The organism is Lentzea sp. NPDC051208 (assembly GCF_040682435.1).
Classification (GTDB): domain Bacteria; phylum Actinomycetota; class Actinomycetes; order Mycobacteriales; family Pseudonocardiaceae; genus Lentzea; species Lentzea kristufekii.
This window is the reverse complement of sequence record NZ_JBFBAW010000006.1, coordinates 71,487-86,447: the sequence shown is the minus strand read 5'-3', so window position 1 is coordinate 86,447 and position 14,961 is coordinate 71,487. Positions and strand designations below refer to the sequence as shown.

At 69.1% G+C, this 14,961-nt stretch carries 14 protein-coding genes; 4 read left to right on the top strand and 10 right to left on the bottom strand.

Annotated features, from left to right (window positions below):
- Positions 1-12 precede the first annotated feature (12 nt).
- Entirely contained in the window at positions 13-1,089 is a 1,077-nt protein-coding gene (locus AB0M48_RS15825) for a PLP-dependent aminotransferase family protein (protein WP_266039638.1), read from the top strand.
- On the opposite strand, the gene AB0M48_RS15820 is transcribed toward AB0M48_RS15825, so the two are convergent.
- Positions 1,055-1,879, bottom strand: a complete 825-nt coding sequence (locus AB0M48_RS15820; protein ID WP_363841629.1) for a glycosyltransferase — start codon at positions 1,877-1,879, stop codon at positions 1,055-1,057. The genes AB0M48_RS15825 and AB0M48_RS15820 overlap by 35 nt on opposite strands.
- A gap of 95 nt (positions 1,880-1,974) precedes the next feature.
- Between AB0M48_RS15820 and AB0M48_RS15815 the strand changes: the two genes are divergently transcribed.
- Genes AB0M48_RS15815 through AB0M48_RS15805 form a run of 3 tightly spaced genes read left to right on the top strand, consistent with a single transcriptional unit; the run spans position 1,975 to position 3,152 of the window.
- A complete protein-coding gene (locus AB0M48_RS15815) occupies positions 1,975-2,424 on the top strand; it encodes a MarR family transcriptional regulator (protein WP_363841626.1) in 450 nt (149 codons plus the stop codon).
- The gene (locus tag AB0M48_RS15810; protein WP_363841623.1) at positions 2,421-2,816 is read left to right on the top strand and encodes a DUF5313 family protein; all 396 of its coding nucleotides are present in this window, start codon (positions 2,421-2,423) and stop codon (positions 2,814-2,816) included. Before AB0M48_RS15815 ends, AB0M48_RS15810 begins: the two co-directional genes overlap by 4 nt.
- Positions 2,817-2,822: 6 nt before the next feature.
- Complete coding sequence (locus AB0M48_RS15805; RefSeq protein ID WP_363841620.1) at positions 2,823-3,152, top strand: hypothetical protein; 330 nt, start codon at positions 2,823-2,825, stop codon at positions 3,150-3,152.
- Here the strand turns inward: AB0M48_RS15805 and AB0M48_RS15800 are convergent.
- The 9 genes from AB0M48_RS15800 to AB0M48_RS15760 all read right to left on the bottom strand — a co-directional run bounded on the left by AB0M48_RS15800 (position 3,115) and on the right by AB0M48_RS15760 (position 14,933).
- Positions 3,115-3,870 carry a 5'/3'-nucleotidase SurE gene (locus AB0M48_RS15800; RefSeq protein WP_363841617.1) on the bottom strand — a complete coding sequence of 252 codons (756 nt, stop codon included), beginning with the start codon at positions 3,868-3,870 and terminating at the stop codon, positions 3,115-3,117. The genes AB0M48_RS15805 and AB0M48_RS15800 overlap by 38 nt on opposite strands.
- Positions 3,871-3,874: 4 nt before the next feature.
- Positions 3,875-4,780, bottom strand: a complete 906-nt coding sequence (locus AB0M48_RS15795) for a PfkB family carbohydrate kinase (RefSeq protein WP_363841614.1) — start codon at positions 4,778-4,780, stop codon at positions 3,875-3,877.
- Positions 4,781-4,838: 58 nt separating this feature from the next.
- Entirely contained in the window at positions 4,839-5,024 is a 186-nt protein-coding gene (locus AB0M48_RS15790) for a hypothetical protein (RefSeq protein WP_363841611.1), read from the bottom strand.
- Positions 5,025-5,047: 23 nt separating this feature from the next.
- Positions 5,048-6,724: a family 20 glycosylhydrolase gene (locus AB0M48_RS15785; RefSeq protein WP_363842694.1), complete on the bottom strand. Its 1,677-nt coding sequence runs from the start codon at positions 6,722-6,724 to the stop codon at positions 5,048-5,050.
- Positions 6,725-6,874: 150 nt separating this feature from the next.
- Positions 6,875-7,996: an FAD-dependent monooxygenase gene (locus AB0M48_RS15780; RefSeq protein ID WP_363841608.1), complete on the bottom strand. Its 1,122-nt coding sequence runs from the start codon at positions 7,994-7,996 to the stop codon at positions 6,875-6,877.
- A 58-nt stretch (positions 7,997-8,054) separates the two neighbouring features.
- Positions 8,055-10,199 (bottom strand): germacradienol/geosmin synthase, encoded by a 2,145-nt coding sequence (locus tag AB0M48_RS15775; protein WP_363841605.1) that lies wholly within the window; start codon positions 10,197-10,199, stop codon positions 8,055-8,057.
- Between the two features lie 143 nt (positions 10,200-10,342).
- Positions 10,343-10,891, bottom strand: coding sequence for a Uma2 family endonuclease (locus tag AB0M48_RS15770; protein WP_266039622.1), 549 nt, complete (start codon positions 10,889-10,891; stop codon positions 10,343-10,345).
- Between the two features lie 545 nt (positions 10,892-11,436).
- Positions 11,437-14,352, bottom strand: a complete 2,916-nt coding sequence (locus AB0M48_RS15765; protein ID WP_363841601.1) for a BTAD domain-containing putative transcriptional regulator — start codon at positions 14,350-14,352, stop codon at positions 11,437-11,439.
- Complete coding sequence (locus tag AB0M48_RS15760; RefSeq protein WP_363841598.1) at positions 14,343-14,933, bottom strand: nitroreductase family protein; 591 nt, start codon at positions 14,931-14,933, stop codon at positions 14,343-14,345. Before AB0M48_RS15760 ends, AB0M48_RS15765 begins: the two co-directional genes overlap by 10 nt.
- Between the last annotated feature and the right edge of the window lie 28 nt (positions 14,934-14,961).

The window sequence follows — 14,961 nt, the reverse complement described above, 5'->3', positions numbered from 1 at the left end:
TACGCTCCGCGCATGGCCTCGATCCTGTTCACGCGCGGAGCGCCCTCTCTCGACATCATCGACCAGGAAGGCCTGCGCGAAGCAGCGCAGAAAGCCTTCACGGACGACCCCGGCGGCACCTTCGCGTACGGCACGAGCGTCGGCTACGTCCCGCTGCGCACCTGGCTCGCGGAGCAGCACGGCGTCGCGCCTGAGCAGGTGCTCGTCACCAACGGCTCGATGCAGGCCGACGCGTTCCTGTTCGAGCTGCTCGTCGGGCAAGGCGACGACGTGGTGGTCGAGGCGCCGACCTACGACCGCACGCTGCTGAACCTGCGCCAGCGCGGCGCCAAGATCCACGCGATCGAGCTGGAGACCGACGGCATCAACGTCGACGCGCTCGAGGAGCTGCTGGAGAGCGGGGTGCGCCCGAAGCTCGCGCACATCATCCCGAACTTCCACAACCCGGCCGGCTACACGCTGTCCGAGGCGAAGCGCGCGCGTCTGCTCGACCTCGCGGCCAAGTACGACTTCGTGCTGTTCGAGGACGACCCGTACGTCAAGGTGCGGTTCGAGGGCGAGACGCTGCCGACGATGCTGTCGCAGGACAAGAACGAGAAGGTCGTCTACGCGTCGTCGTTCTCGAAGACCATGGCGCCCGGCATCCGCTGCGGTTACCTGGTGGGCCCGAAGGCCGTCATCAAGTCCATCCAGGACATCGCCACCACCACGTACATCTCGCCGAACATGGTGGCGCAGTCGATCGTGAACTCGTACTGCCGCTCCGGCCGTCTCGAGGAGTCGGTCGCGAACGTCCGCACCGCGCTGCGCGCCCGCAAGGACGCCCTGGTCGCCGCGCTCCAGCGGGAGCTGCCGGAGGCGGTCTTCACCGCGCCGCAGGGCGGCTACTTCATGTGGGTCGAGCTGCCGGGCGTGTCGATCGACAAGCTGGTGCCGGTCGCGAAGGAGCACGGCGTCGAGTTCGTGAAGGGCTCCGACTTCCTGCTGGAGGGCGGCGACAACGCCATCCGGCTCGCGTTCTCGGGCGTCACGCCGGAGCAGATCGACGAGGGCATCACGCGTCTCGCGGCTGCCGTGCGATCGCTCTGATCTGCGCTTCCAGGTGTTCCGGCAGCTCACGCCGCTGCCGGAGCGCCTGACGCAGCCGGGGTAAGGCCGCCCGGAACGCCTTCGGGTCCTTCAGCGACGCCGCCAGGGCACGGCTCAGCGGCCGTCGCATCCACGCCGCCAGCAGTGCGTTGCGCCGCTCGACGACGTCCTCGCCCGGTGCCCGGCCCGCCGCCGGGTGGTGGTGCGCCACCACGTCGTCGACGTAGCAGAGCGCCCACCCCGCCGCCGCGAGGTCCCACGACAGCAACGTCTCCTCGCCGCGGAAGAACAGCACCGGGCTGAAGCCGCCCGCGTCCAGGAACGCCTGCCGCCGCACGATCGCCGAGCAGGCCAGGAACCCGAGCACCGCGGGCCCCGCGACACCCTCGCCCAGCGGGCTGTCGCGCAGCAGCGGCGTGATCGGGTCGAGCTTCTCCTCCGGCCCCACCAGCGTGCGCGCGACGATCACCGCCAGGTCCGGGTGCTCGTCGAAGATCGGCTCGGCTCGTTCGATCGCATCGGGAGCCCACCACGAGTCGTCGTCGGCGAAGGCGACGAACGGTGTCCGTGCCGCCTGCACACCCAGATTGCGCGCCACCGCGCCGCGGTTCACCGCCGACTCCAGCAGGAGGACGTTCGGGAATTCGTTGCGCACACGGGAAACCGTGTCGTCCGAGGACGCGTTGTCGACCAGGATCACCGGTACCGCGAGTTCGCTGAGGCGTGACAGCGTGCGCAGCAGGCTGTCCGCGCGGTTCCGCGAGGCGATGACGACGGTGGTCCGGGGCATGCCTGTCGACTACCCCCTCGTCCGCCGTCGACACGTCTGAGCACTGCGCCACACCTCTTGGATCCGGGCACGCCGGCGAGTTAGTGTGTACACCAATGATTAGTACACCAAGCATCCCGGAGAACCCGCTCGAACTGGAGCGGCAGGTCTGCTTCGCGCTGGCCGTGGCCAGCCGGACGGTGATCGCGGTCTACCGCCCGATCCTGGAGCCGCTGAACCTCACGCATCCCCAGTACCTGGTGATGCTGGCGCTCTGGGAGCGGTCGCCGCGCACCGTCAAGGACCTGAGCAACGTCCTGCAGCTCGACCCCGGCACGCTCAGCCCGCTGCTCAAGCGGCTGGAGGCGATCGGGTACGTCGAGCGCCAGCGGGACAAGGCCGACGAACGCGCGCTCGCGCTGACCCTCACCGAGAAGGGCACCGAGCTGCGCGAGGAAGCGCTCAAGATTCCCTTCAAGGTCGTGGAGCAGCTCGACATGACGTTCGAAGAGCTCGCACAGCTGAACCAGGTGCTGCACAAGGTGATCGCCAAGGCGACCCGATGAACCCCGCGCTGAAGGCCTGGTACTACGCGGGCGGACGGGTGCCGCAGAAGTACCGCGAGTTCGTCCACGACGACGTGACCGGTCCGAAGTGGTTGCTGCGCTTCACGGTGCGCAGTCTCGTACAGGTCACACCCCTGACCACGGCCATCACCCTCGCGCTGGTCTTCGGGCTCGGTTCACCGTGGCCGCTGGCGATCGCGTGCGGTGGGCTCGGTTTCGTTGTAGGCCTGTACTTCGCGCTGTCCTACGCCCCTGAAAGTGTGGATTATCGCCTGACGAAATACGGGTATCCAAGAGGAACTGCGACGCAGGGTCGCAGGGATCGAAACGCTGCGAAGGACCGTGAACGGCAGGCCAAGTACGACGCGGTCTGGCGGCGATCCGAGGGGTGAACACCTATGGCCTTGTCGAGCGATCAGTTCCAGTTCACGAGGCCGCAGGCGCTCACACTCACGGCGGGCGTGTTGCAGCTCGCCTTCGGATGGCTGGACCTGTTCGGCCTGGATCCCAACTACCGCGTCGTTCAGCTCGGCGTCGGGGTGATGGGCATCGTGATGGCGTGGCGGCTCGGCCTCGCCCGGATGTACGGACTCATCCTGTTGCTGGGGTTCGGGATGCTGGCGTTCTCGCTCGACGACGTCACGGCCGAGGGCTTCCTCGGGGTGCGGACAGCGCTGCTCGGCCTCGTGATCACGCTGGCCAGGCCGGCAAAGCGGGCTCCGAGCTGACGTCGCGGCCGACCGAGCGCAGCGCCGTCACGGTCGCGAAACCGTCCGCCAGCAACGCCGTGTCCGTGCCTGGCACGAGCGACTCCTCGGCGTAGACGTGCACGAGCTCGACCTCGTTGTCGCCCACGTCGTCCACCCGGCTCTGCACGGTGCCGAACCGCGCCAGCTCCGCCCAGCGAAGTCCTTGCACGTCAACGACGTTCGGCACGTTCACCGACAGCACCGTGGCCGCGGGCATCTCCAGCAGCACCGGCAGCACGGCGCGCACGACCTCGCCTGCCTTGTCCCACAAGGGTTCTGGTTCGTCCAAGCCCACGTCGAGCGACACCGCCATCGCCGTGACGTCGTTCAGGTGCGCGGTCAGGGCCGCGCCGACGGTGCCGGAGTGCAGGATCGCGCGGCCCACGTTCGCACCCAGGTTCACGCCCGACAGGACCACGTCGGGCTTGCCGCCGAAGCCGCCCCTGCACGCGATCAGCGAGATCAGGCCCGGATGCGCCGCGACGGCGTAGGCCTCGACGTCGAGGCCGGGCAGGGTGCGGCGCTCGCTCGCCACCCGGCCGTTCCCGCCCACCGCCGCGACCGAGGCGCTGGTGCCGCTGGCCTGGGTCGCCGGCGCCGCCACCACCACTTCGAGGCCGCACTCGGCAGCGGCGGACGCCAGGGTCCACAGGCCGGGAGAGTCGATTCCGTCGTCGTTCGTGATCAGCGCGCGCATCCGCTCATTCCTCGATCGGCTCCAGTTCCACGCGTTTGCTCAGCTCGCGCACGGCTTCTCCCCCGCCACTGCCGAGGCCGTGCCGTGTCACGTTGACCGCTCCCGCGGCCGCGCCGAGCTTCACCGCGTCCGTCAACGACATACCCAGTGCGAGGCCCGCCGAAATCCCCGCTGTCATGGAGTCGCCGGCGCCACGCGTGTCGACGGGCTCCAGCTGAGGCATCCGCACGAGGTAGAGCTGGTCTTCCAGCAGCGCCAACGCCGGCTCGTCGGCGCGGGACACCACGACGGCGTGCACGCCGGCAGAAGCGATCTCCCGGGCCTTCTGGATGAGTTTGGGCAGCTCTTCCTCGCCCAGCTCCTCGTGCGACACCTTGACGACGTCCGGGCCGCCCCGCACGGCCTCGGCGAGCCGTTCGCCCGCGAGGTCGACGATCACGCGGCAGCCGTTGCCGGTCAGGTCCGAGGTGAGGCGGAAGTACGTGTCGTGGGGCAGCACCCGGTCGTCGGACGGCCCGCTCAGCACGGCCGTGCCCGCGCGGATGCCCTCCACCAGCGCCGACTCGTAGACGTCGTCGAGTTCGTGGCGGGACAACGCGTCGGGGATCATCTCGACCATCTCGTCCCGGCTGCCGTCACGGCGGTCGTGCACGTAGGCGCCGTTGCGGGCGGCGACCTCGCGCGCCTTCAGGTCGACGTGCTCGCCTTCCAGCAAAGTTCGCAGCACACGGCCGGTCTCACCGCCGAAGGTCGCGCACACGACGGCTTCGACGCCTAAAGCGGCGATCATCCTGGACTGCCAGAAACCCTGGCCGCCGGCGTGCAGGTGCACGTCCGGCTCACCATCGAGGTCCTCGACGGTGATGGTCAGTTGAGGGGACGGGGCAAATACGGCAACTCGGGCATCCACGACGCTCTGTTACCCGGTGCGAGCGCTCGATAAGCGCCCGCACCGGATGAAACAGACATCAGGCGCCGGAACCGCCGGTCGGGTCCTCCCCGTCCTGCGGTGCGGGCGCGCCGTCCGGTCCCATCTTCTCGTCGGCGCGCCACTGGCCCGGCTGCGTCATGTCGCGGTACTGGTCGACCTCCTGCGGTGTCGGGTCGACACCGGCCTCTTCGGCGAACTCTTCGGCAACTTCCGGATCTGTCATGGCCGACGAGTACCCAGGAAGAGTCAGCAAACGCCTCCGTCGCGCCAGACACCCCACTGACCGGTGGTGCCGGGCTCCTCACCCCGCGTCCACCACTGCGCGGTCCACTTGTGGCCGTTGTGCGAGACCACGTTGCCGCCGGTGTAGACCGTGTCGCGCCCCCACGCCGGCTGCGTGCACGGGCCGGGTCCGGGGCCGCCGGTGTCCCACGGCACCTGGGTGGACTGGTAGAAGTTGATGCCCATGGTCGTCCAGCGCGGGCCCTGGTTGCCCAGGCGCACCTTGAACTGGTCCCAGTTGTGCGTGGACCACGGCGACCACGCCAGTTCGGCGATCGCGGCGAGCCTCGGGAACGCCATGAACTCGATGTCGCGGCCGGTCACGATCGTCTCGCTCCACAGTGGAGCCTCGACACCGCGGACCGCGGACTCCGGGACACCGCTCAGGTGCGTGCCGGGGTTCCAGTCGTAGGCGGTCTGGACCTCGATCAGACCGGCCCACGACAGACCCAGGGGCGCGCTGGAGTTGTACTTCATGTCCAGGTACGCCTTGTTCGCGGGCGACATGATGACCTTCTGGCCGCGTGCCGCCGCTGCCTGCACCGTGGCGTTGGACGTCGTGGTGCCCCAGTACTGCGGCATGGCCGTGGTGTCGGTCGTGGTCTTCACGAACTCGTGCCAGCCCAGCACGGTCTTGCCGTACTTCTTCACGATCGGCAGCGCCCGGTCCATGAACGCCTGGTAGTCGGCGTCGGAGGTCGCGTGCGCCTCGTCGCCGCCGATGTGGAAGTACGGGCCGGGCGTGAGCGCCGCGATCTCGCGCACCACGTCGTCGACGAACTGGTAGGTGATCTCCTTGTTCACGCACAGCGAGGAGTAGCCGACCTCGATGTCCGTGCGCAGCGGCGGAGCCTGGCCGTTGCAGTTGAGCTCCGCGTACGAGGCCTGCGCGGCGTTGGTGTGGCCCGGCATGTCGATCTCCGGGATCACCGTGATCTTGCGCGACGCCGCGTACTGCACGATCTCGCTGTACTGCGCCTTGGTGTAGTAACCGCCGGGACCGCCGCCGACCTGCGTGCTGCCGCCGTACGTGGCCAGGCGCGGCCAGCTGTCGATGACGATCCGCCAGCCCTGGTCGTCGCTCAGATGCAGGTGGAAGTAGTTGATCTTGTGGAGCGCCAGCTGGTCGATGTAGCGCTTGACCGTGGACACCGGGTGGAAGTGGCGGGCCACGTCGAGCATCGCGCCGCGGTAGGAGAAGCGCGGGTGGTCGACGATCAGCGCGCCCGGCACGGTCCACGGACCGGCCTGCGCGGTCGTGCTCTCGACCTTGGCCGGCAACAGCTGCCGCAGCGTCTGCACACCGGCGAACAGGCCTTCGGACGTGGCGGCGCGCAGGACGATGGAGCCGGCCGCGACGTCGAGCTGGTAGCCCTGCTGGCCGACCGTGCCCGGTGCGCCCGTGAGCAGCAACGAGATGCCGTCGGACGGGGTCGTGGTCGTGTCGGACACCGGGAACGCGTAGCCGGTCGAGGGCCGCAGGACCCCGGCGAGGAAGTCGCCGACGTCACGCGCGGCAGGGGCGGTGTAGATCTTCGTGGCTGCCGTCAGCGTGTGCGTGACACCACTTCTGGCCTGCACCGAGACAGGGACCGGCACGAGGCTCTGCAGTGGTTCCGCGGCTTGCGACTGCGCGCTCACGGACAGCGCTGCGGTGACAGCGACGACCGCGGCGAGAACGCGAGTTCTCACGACTCCTCCTCACGAGTCGGGGGGCGGCGACCCTGCCCTCAGCGTGCGCAGACATCTCTTCGCCGTCAATGGTCTGGGCCAATTCTCTGTCAGAGATGTTCAGTGGACGGGCAGGGTGAGGCTGTCGACGATCTCGGCGAAGTCGTCGCCGGGCGCCCCGCCCGTCTCCATGTTCCGCAGCGCCATGTCCTGGTTGGCGACCACGTACGACCGCAGGACCTCCTCGTAACGGCCGAAGGCGCCCGACGGGTCCTCGGCGAGCTCACCGGCCAGCACGTACGCGCCGACCAGGGCGAGGCTGGTGCCCTGCCCGGACATCGGCGAACCGCAGTAGCCGGCGTCGCCGAGCAGCACGACGTTGCCGCGCGACCACGAGTCCATCCTGATCTGGCTCATCGAGTCGAAGTGGAAGTCCGGCGCCTCCCACATGTGCTTGAGCGCGGCCGGCCAGGCCCAGCCGGCGTCGGCGAACTTCTCGGCGATCAGGCCGCGCTGGGCGTCGACGTCGCGGTGGTCGAAGTCGGCCGCACCGTGGAAACCCATGTAGACACGGCATTCCGCGTTCGAGCGGGCGCTCATGATGCCGCCGCCCACCGCCCCGCCCTGCTGGAACGTCTGCCAGTGGTCGAGGCCGAGGAAGTTCGGCGCGGTGAAGACGGCGAGGTTCATGCCGAGGTGGCTGATGAACTCCGGCTCGGGGCCGAACACGAGCCGGCGGACGTTGGAGTGCAGGCCGTCCGCGCCCACGATGACGTCGAAGTCGCGCGGTGGTGCCTTCTCGAACGTGACGCGGGTGCCGTCGATCGAGGTGATGGTGTCGTCGAAGAGGTACTCGACGCCGTCCGCCGCGTCGAACAGCATCCGGGCGAGGTCGTCGCGCAGGAGTTCGACGTCGGGGCTCGACAGGTCGCCGCCGCTGAGGGTGTGCGTGGTGGAGCGGAACAGCTCGTTGCCCTCGGCGTCGACCACGTTCATGCCGCGCATGCCGGTGCTGAACGACCGCAGCCGGTCGCCGAGACCCATGCGCTCGACGACCTCCAGCGCCGGGCCGCGCACGTCGATGGCCTGGCCGCCGGGCCGCAGGCCCCGCGCCCGCTCCACCACGGTGACGCTGAAACCGTTGCGCCGCAACCAGTACGCGAGTGCGGGTCCGGCGATGCCGGCACCTGAGATCAGGACGTTCTTCACGGTGTTGCCCCCTGTGAGTTCGGTGTTGCTCACAAGGTGCAGGCAGGCGCTGACCGTCCACTGACCGTCGGCGGTCAGCGCCTGACCGCCACTACCGGGAGAAGAGCTTCGCGGCCGACGTGCCGATGCCCGACGGGCCCTGGCTGAACGCTCCCACCTTCACCGGGGTCCGGATCTCGTCCTCGCCGTAACGGCTGGTCTCCTCGTGCCAGTTGACGATCGCGACGATCCAGTCCTTCAACTCGTCGGCGTAGCGGGTCAGCGACGCCCGCGTGGCCGCGTCCAGCGAGAAGTCCTCGAACATCTGCGGCAGGTGCGTCTCGACCGAGGAGATGAACTGCCCCAGGCGGGCGTCCATCAACGAAAAGGTCACTTCGAACGCGCGGAACTGCGAAACACCGAGGAAGTTCTCGATCACCCGCACCATGTTGTGCACTTCGCCCTCGTACTGGATCTCCTTCAGGTACGAGAACACGTCGTTGACCAGACAGGCGTAATCCATGGCCGACCGCTCCATGGTCTGGATGACCCGGGTTCCCCAGATCTCCGGCGGCACCGTCGTCGAATGCGAAAAGCGCGACAGGGAGGTCGTCAGTTCGGAACCGAACGTCGACCGCCGCATCTCCAGGTAGTCGATCGGGTCCGGAGTGCGGTTCTGCTGAATGTTGACGACTTCCCACACCCACGCGTCGACCATGTCGTCCACGGTCTGCCGGAAAGTCGCGCGGAACTCGGCGGACATGGGGCCCGCGGTCTTCTGCCACAGGTCGGCCAGACTGCGTTCCATCGCGTTTGCCGGCACCAGGGTCGGCACCATGTCCAGCGGCATGCACTGCTTGAGCCGTGCGGTCTGGAGCTTCAGGCCCGCCAGGTCGCGCAGGCGGCCGAACACCCACGGGTAGACGTCGTCGGCATAGGTGCCCCAGGTCAGCCAGCACGCTGACAGGAACAGCTCGGCCGGGGTCGCGTCCGGATCCAGCCCGGCCGAGCACAGCGCGAGGTCGAACCCGCGGTGCTTGGCCTCGTCCCAGATGCCCTCGCTGTGGATACCCATCTCCCGGCCCCACCCGATGATCTCCTCGCGCACCTGGTCGAGGTGCGGCGACAGGGTCAGCGTGAACGGGACGTCGAAGGACGGCAGCGTGTACGGCTCGACGGTCTTCGGCGTGCTGGAGAACTGCCGCAGCCGCTGCGGCATGGTCTTGACGTACGAGCCGAGGATGCCCAGCTGGGGCTTCGGGGCCTTGTTCATGTACCGCGACGACCGCAGGTGCCACTCGTGGCCGCCCGCCTGCCAGTCCTGCAGGCCCTTCACGTAGCCCAGGACGGCCGCGCGCCCGATGGGGTCGATGGCGTGCTCGTCCAGCAGGATCGGCACCTCGGTGAGCGCCGTGTGCTCGAACTGGTGCAGCCGCGAGGTCAGCAGGTCGTTGACGGCCTCGGCGGCCTGCTGCGTGGGCAGGTCGAGGAACTTCTCGAACACCAGCACGCCGTTGGAGAGCTCGCCCTCGTCGAGCACCTCGCGTTCGTAGGAGAACAGGTCGTTGCGCAGGTGCACGGCGTCGCTGAACGTGTCCCGGAGGACCCCGATGGGCCGCGACAGGGCGATGCGTGCGGGCACTTCGAGGCCGACGGCGTGCTCGACGAGGTTCGCGGACCACGGCGCCCCACCGACCTTGCGGCGCATCTCGATGTACTCGATGGGGTTGGACAGCCTGTGGGCGCTGATGTTGTGCAGCTCCCACATCGACTCGTCTAGAAGGTGCTTGGTGTTCGCGGCGAACCGTTCGCGCCAGTCGAGCGAGTGGGTGGGCACCGTGCGGCGCCAGAGGTCGGCGAGGCCCTTCTCCACCGGGTTCTCCGGTGTGGCCGTGATGGCACCGTTGACCGGCATGAACAGCGGCAGCCGGTCGAGGTAGGCCTGCGCGCCCTGGATGTCCGGGTTCCGCTTGTAGAGCTCGACGAAGTGGTCGTCGAAGTAGAAGACCCACACGTACCAGTCGGTGATGAGGTCGAGCGCCTCACCGTCGCAGTCGGGGTGGGTGTACGCGCAGAGCAACGCGTAGTCGTGCGACTCCAGGTCCTCTTCCGTCCAGATGACGGTGCCGTGCTGCGGCACGTCGATCATGTCCATCTCGCGTGCCCAGGCGCGCGTGTGGACGCGGGCGCGCTCGAGGTTCGGGTTCAGCCTGGCCGGGTGGGGCGTGTAGAACTCCGGCAGCTGGAACGGCTGCATGTGCGTTGGACCTCCGCGCGTTGGGCTGACGCACTGCACGCAACCAGCCCGACGCACGGGGACGCCAGATGGTGAAACCGTGATCCACACGTGCGTGGATCACTGTCGCCCGTTCAGCTCAACCCGGTTCACCCCGCGCACACTCAGCGCACGAGCGACTGGGCACTGAGCTTCACCGCGAACGGGAATTGCAACTCGATGATTTCTTCACCTTCGGAACGGGCCTGCTCGACGTAGACGCCGTTTTCGAGGTGCAGGCACCGCAGCCACGGACTGTCGTAGTCGATCATCCAGTAGTTCTCGCAGCCGACTTCCTGGAACTTCGCCCGCTTGAGTTCGAGGTCCACGTGCCGCGTGCGGGGCGACAGGACCTCGACCGCCAGCACCGGCGGCCCGATGAGCGCCTGTTTCGAGAACTGCTCGCGCCGGCCCACCACCAGGTCGGGGATGAAGACCGTGTCGTCGGCGAGCACGACGTCGACCGGAGCGGGAAGGACCTCGAGCTCCGGTGGGCAGACAGCGGTCAGCGCCACCAGCAGCCGGGCGACCACCCGCTGGTGCACGGGGCGGGGCGAGGGGCTCATGACGAGCACCCCGTCGACGAGTTCGAAACGGTGCCCGTCATCAGGCATCGCCTCCAGGTCCGCCCACGTCAGTGGTCTGCCGTGGGGAAACGTAGGGACACCACCCATGGTGCGTTCCACCCCCGTGTCGTGGCCACTGCCCGCCGGACGGATCCCGGCGATGCCATTAGACAAGACTGGTCCGTTTCTCACGACTCGCAAGCCCCTTTTGGCCGACCCCGCACCACTGCACGCACACGCCCTCGTCACCACCGTCCCGCAGGGTGAGCGGCGGTTGGTCCTGCCGTGGAAGGCACCACCCGGACGGAGCAGCGTGATGGTTTCAATCGAACAAGTGGCTAATTTCTGATCAATTTTCGGGCGATTTTTGATAACGCACGCCGCCCTGCCAATTGCCCGCGAATGCGACCCTAACGGAATCTTACGGGCGAGCCAAGCACTCCGTTGGAGCAATACCTCACGAGTACCTCACACTCCGATGATCAAAACACGCCGTTCGCATTCCCGAGAATCGGTGTGATCGCGGTGGGGACGACGTGGGGACGGCCTTCACCACCCTCGGTGGCATCACCACCGAGGGGAGCAGGGCATGCGCAGGACGTCGGACAGGATCGCGCAGTGGGTGGCCTTCGCCGTGCTGGCGGCGGCCGTGATCACGCTGGTGGCGCTGGGGCTTTCGCTCTAGCGAGGGTCTGTTCCGCGAACGCGACGGCCCGCGGCTGGGGCGTGTTCCCGGCCGCGGCCACCGCCTCCTGCGCGTACCGGACGGCGGTGTCCCGGTCGCCCAGCGCCAGGTGCACGGCGGAGAGCTGCCCGAGCACGCGGTCCACGCTCCACCAGCTGCGTTCCCGCACGATCACCAGGCACCGGTGCAGGTGGCCGAGCGCCTCGGCCGGCCGTCCTCCCAGTTGGGCGTCGAGCGACAGGGCCACGAGCAGCGCGGCCTGTCCGATGTGGTCACGCACGTCCTCCATGGACGCCAGCACCGCGTGGTCGTCGGGGAGGTTCGTGTACGTCCGGCACAGTCGTACCGCCTCACGCGCCAGCTCACGTGCGACGGCGTGGTGGCCCATCTCGTAACGCCAGTAGGCGTAGTCGGCCAGCGCGAGCGCTTCACCGCGCCGGTCGGCCGACTCGCGGTAGGCGACCAGCGACCGGTCCGCGTGGGCCAGGCACTCCTCGTCGGCGAACGCGTCGAAGTGCACATGAGCGATGTTGTGCAGCGTCATGGCCGCGGCCCGGACATCACCGTGTTCTTCCATCAACGCGACAGCCTCGCCCATGTACGCCAGGGCTTCCTCGGTCCGGCCGAGCTGGGCGTGGTTGATGCCGATGTTGTGCAGCGCGGCCGCCTCCCCGGTCGGCGCGCCCGCCTGCCGCATCAGCACGACACCGCGTTCGAAGTGGTCCAGCGACCTGTCGTACTCGTGCCGTTCGCGCGCGATCATGCCGAGCAGTCCCATCACGGACGCCTCACCGCGCAGGTCACCGATCTGCCGCATGAGGTCGAGCGCCTCGCGCAGGTCCTTCTCCGCCTTCGGGTCACCGTCCTCCATGTACGCCGAACCCAAGCCCCGCAACGCTTCCGCGCGTGCCTTCAGGTCACCGAGGTGGCGTGCGGCGCCGAGGGCGACGTTCAGCACCTCGACGCGCTCCCTGCCGGAGCCGCGCAACAGCAGGAAGTGGGCGAACTGGTGCGGCAGCTGCCACGCGTGGTGGTAGAACCCCTCGTACGCCGCCAGGTAGACAGCGGCCCTGAGGTTCAGCCGCTCCGCCTCCTGCCACGCCAGTGCTTCGAACGGGGTGCGGAACCGCGGCGGATCGACCAGCTCGTGGATCACTGCGGAGTCGAGCTCCGGGCGGCCGGGGGCGATCCTCCGCGCGGAGTCCTCCGCGCCGCGCAGGTAGTGGTCGAGGATCCGCGCGATCGCCTCGTTCCTCTCCTCCGGCTCGACCGACGCCTTGGCGTGGTCCGCCAGGAGGTCGTGGAAGCGGTAGCGGCCGTTCTCCTTCTGCTGCACCAGGTGCGCGTCCAGGAGTTCGTCGAGCAGCCGTTCGGCCTCGGCACGGGTGGTGCCGATCACCGCCGCGGCCAGGTAGGCGTCCCAGTCCTCACCGGTGTGCAGCCCCAGCCGCCGGAACAGGCGTTGCTGCTCGGGCGTGAGTTGCTGATAGGACAACGCGAACGCGCCGGCGACGCTGCGGTCGCCCGCGGCCAGCTCCGTCAGCCGCTGCTCGGTGAGGCGGCGGACGAGGTCCTGCGCAGACCACACCGGGCGGGTGCGCCAGCGGGCACCGACGATCCGCACGGCCAGCGGGAGGTACCCGCAGAGCCGCACCACCTCCCGGCAGTCCTCGTCCTTCCGGCCGGCGATGCTCGCCAGCAGGTTCAGCGAGTCCTCTTCGGACAGCACGTCCAGCGAGATCGTGTGGGCGGCGTCCAGGTCGACGAGGCGGCGCCTGCTGGTGACCAGCACCAGGCCCGTGCCGGGCAGCAGCGGGCGGACCTGGGCGGTGCTGCCCGCGTTGTCGAGCACCACGAGTGCCTTGCGGTGCGCCATTTCCGCGCGCCACCGGGCGGCGCGGGCGTCCAGGCCGTCCGGGATGTCCTGCGCGGGCACGCCGAGCGCCGTCAGCAGCTCCAGCAGCGCGTCCGACGGCGTGCGCGGTGCGACGCCCGCGGTGTGGGAGTGCAGGTCCACGAACAGTTGCGCGTCCGGGAAGCGGGCGGCCAGCCGGTGGGCGGCGCGGACCGCGATCGTGGTCTTGCCGATGCCCGCCATGCCGTCGATGGCGGTGATCGCGACGCATCCGGACGGCACGGCGGCGAGGATCTCGTCCAGGTCGGAGGCGCGGCCCGCGAAGTCGGCGATGTCGCCGGGCAGGTCGTTGCGCACGCGCGGCCGGTTGTCGGCCGTGAGCACCTGCTGGTGCGCCTTCTGCAGGTCCTTGCCGGGGTCGAGGCCGAGCTCCTCCGCCAGTCTGCCGCGGATGTCGTCGTAGGCCTGGAGCGCCTCGGTCTGCCGGTCGCAGCGGTGCAGCGCCACGATCAGCTGCGCCCACATCCGTTCCCTGGTCGGGTGCTGACGGGTGAGCGACCGCAGTTCGGGCACCAGGCGCTCGTGCCGGCCCGCGCGCAGGTCGGCCTCGATCCGGGCTTCCAGCGTCGCCAGGTACTTCTCGGTCAGCGCGGGCACGTGGTCGCGTTCGAGCGCGTCGCTGCCGATGTCCGCGAACGGGCGGCCGCGCCAGAGCGCCAGCGCCTCCGCCGGCTCCAGCCGTTCGAACCGGTGGACGTCGACCTCGTCGGGCCGCACGTCCAGCAGGTACCCGCCCGGCCTGGTCAGCACGATGCCGGGCAGTGCCTCGCGGAGGCGGCCGACCGCGGTCTGCAGGGCGTTGCGCGAGCCGCCGGCGAGCTCGACGAGTTCGTCGGCACCGACCACCTGTCCCGGACGCAGCAGCAGGGCGGCGAGCACCACGCGCCGCTTGCCCGGCGGGATGTGGACGTGGCGCCCGTCGAGCACCACGTCCAGCGGCCCGAGCAGGCCGAACGACCTCACTGCCACTGACCCCAGTGCACGACCTCGTCGAACGGCCGGCGCCCGCGCGTGCGCGGCGAAGCGCCCTCGGAGATCTCCTCCTCGGCGGGGTGCCCGATCGCGATCATCCCGATCGGCGTGTAGGCGTCCGGCACCCCGAACGCCGCGCGCAGCTGCGGCCACGTCTCCTTGTCCGTACCGAAGAACACGGCGCCCAAGCCCTCGTCCACGGCCGTTTGCAGGATCAGCAACGAGGCCATGCCGGTGTCGATGTCCCAGTACGGCACGGGCCAGCGGTCCTCCTCGCCGAGCGAGGTCCAGGCCTTGTCCGACTGGGAGTAGCGCTCGAGGTAGACGGACTTGGCCGAGAACGGGATGACGACGACCGGCGCCGTCTTCGCCTCTTCCCCGCCCCACCACTCGAACATCTCGGTGAGCCGCTTCAACGGCTCGCCCCGCAGCACGAGAAAACCCTGGCCCTGCGAGAACCCCGCCGACGGACCGCGCACGGCGTTGCGCATGATCCGCTGAATGCTCTCGTCGCTGACCGGCTCATCGGTGAACTTGCGCACCATGCGCCGGCGGCGGACCACGTCCTGGAACTCCACCCGTACCTCCCCAGATAGGTCTTCCGAC

Excerpts from the sequence above, each read along its gene's own strand:
- AB0M48_RS15825 (WP_266039638.1), top strand. The coding sequence starts at position 13 with ATGGCCTCGATCCTGTTCACGCGCGGAGCGCCCTCTCTCGACATCATC.
- AB0M48_RS15820 (WP_363841629.1), bottom strand. The coding sequence starts at position 1,879 with ATGCCCCGGACCACCGTCGTCATCGCCTCGCGGAACCGCGCGGACAGC.
- AB0M48_RS15815 (WP_363841626.1), top strand. The coding sequence starts at position 1,975 with ATGATTAGTACACCAAGCATCCCGGAGAACCCGCTCGAACTGGAGCGG.
- AB0M48_RS15810 (WP_363841623.1), top strand. The coding sequence starts at position 2,421 with ATGAACCCCGCGCTGAAGGCCTGGTACTACGCGGGCGGACGGGTGCCG.
- AB0M48_RS15805 (WP_363841620.1), top strand. The coding sequence starts at position 2,823 with ATGGCCTTGTCGAGCGATCAGTTCCAGTTCACGAGGCCGCAGGCGCTC.
- AB0M48_RS15800 (WP_363841617.1), bottom strand. The coding sequence starts at position 3,870 with ATGCGCGCGCTGATCACGAACGACGACGGAATCGACTCTCCCGGCCTG.
- AB0M48_RS15790 (WP_363841611.1), bottom strand. The coding sequence starts at position 5,024 with ATGACAGATCCGGAAGTTGCCGAAGAGTTCGCCGAAGAGGCCGGTGTC.
- AB0M48_RS15775 (WP_363841605.1), bottom strand. The coding sequence starts at position 10,199 with ATGCAGCCGTTCCAGCTGCCGGAGTTCTACACGCCCCACCCGGCCAGG.
- AB0M48_RS15770 (WP_266039622.1), bottom strand. The coding sequence starts at position 10,891 with ATGGGTGGTGTCCCTACGTTTCCCCACGGCAGACCACTGACGTGGGCG.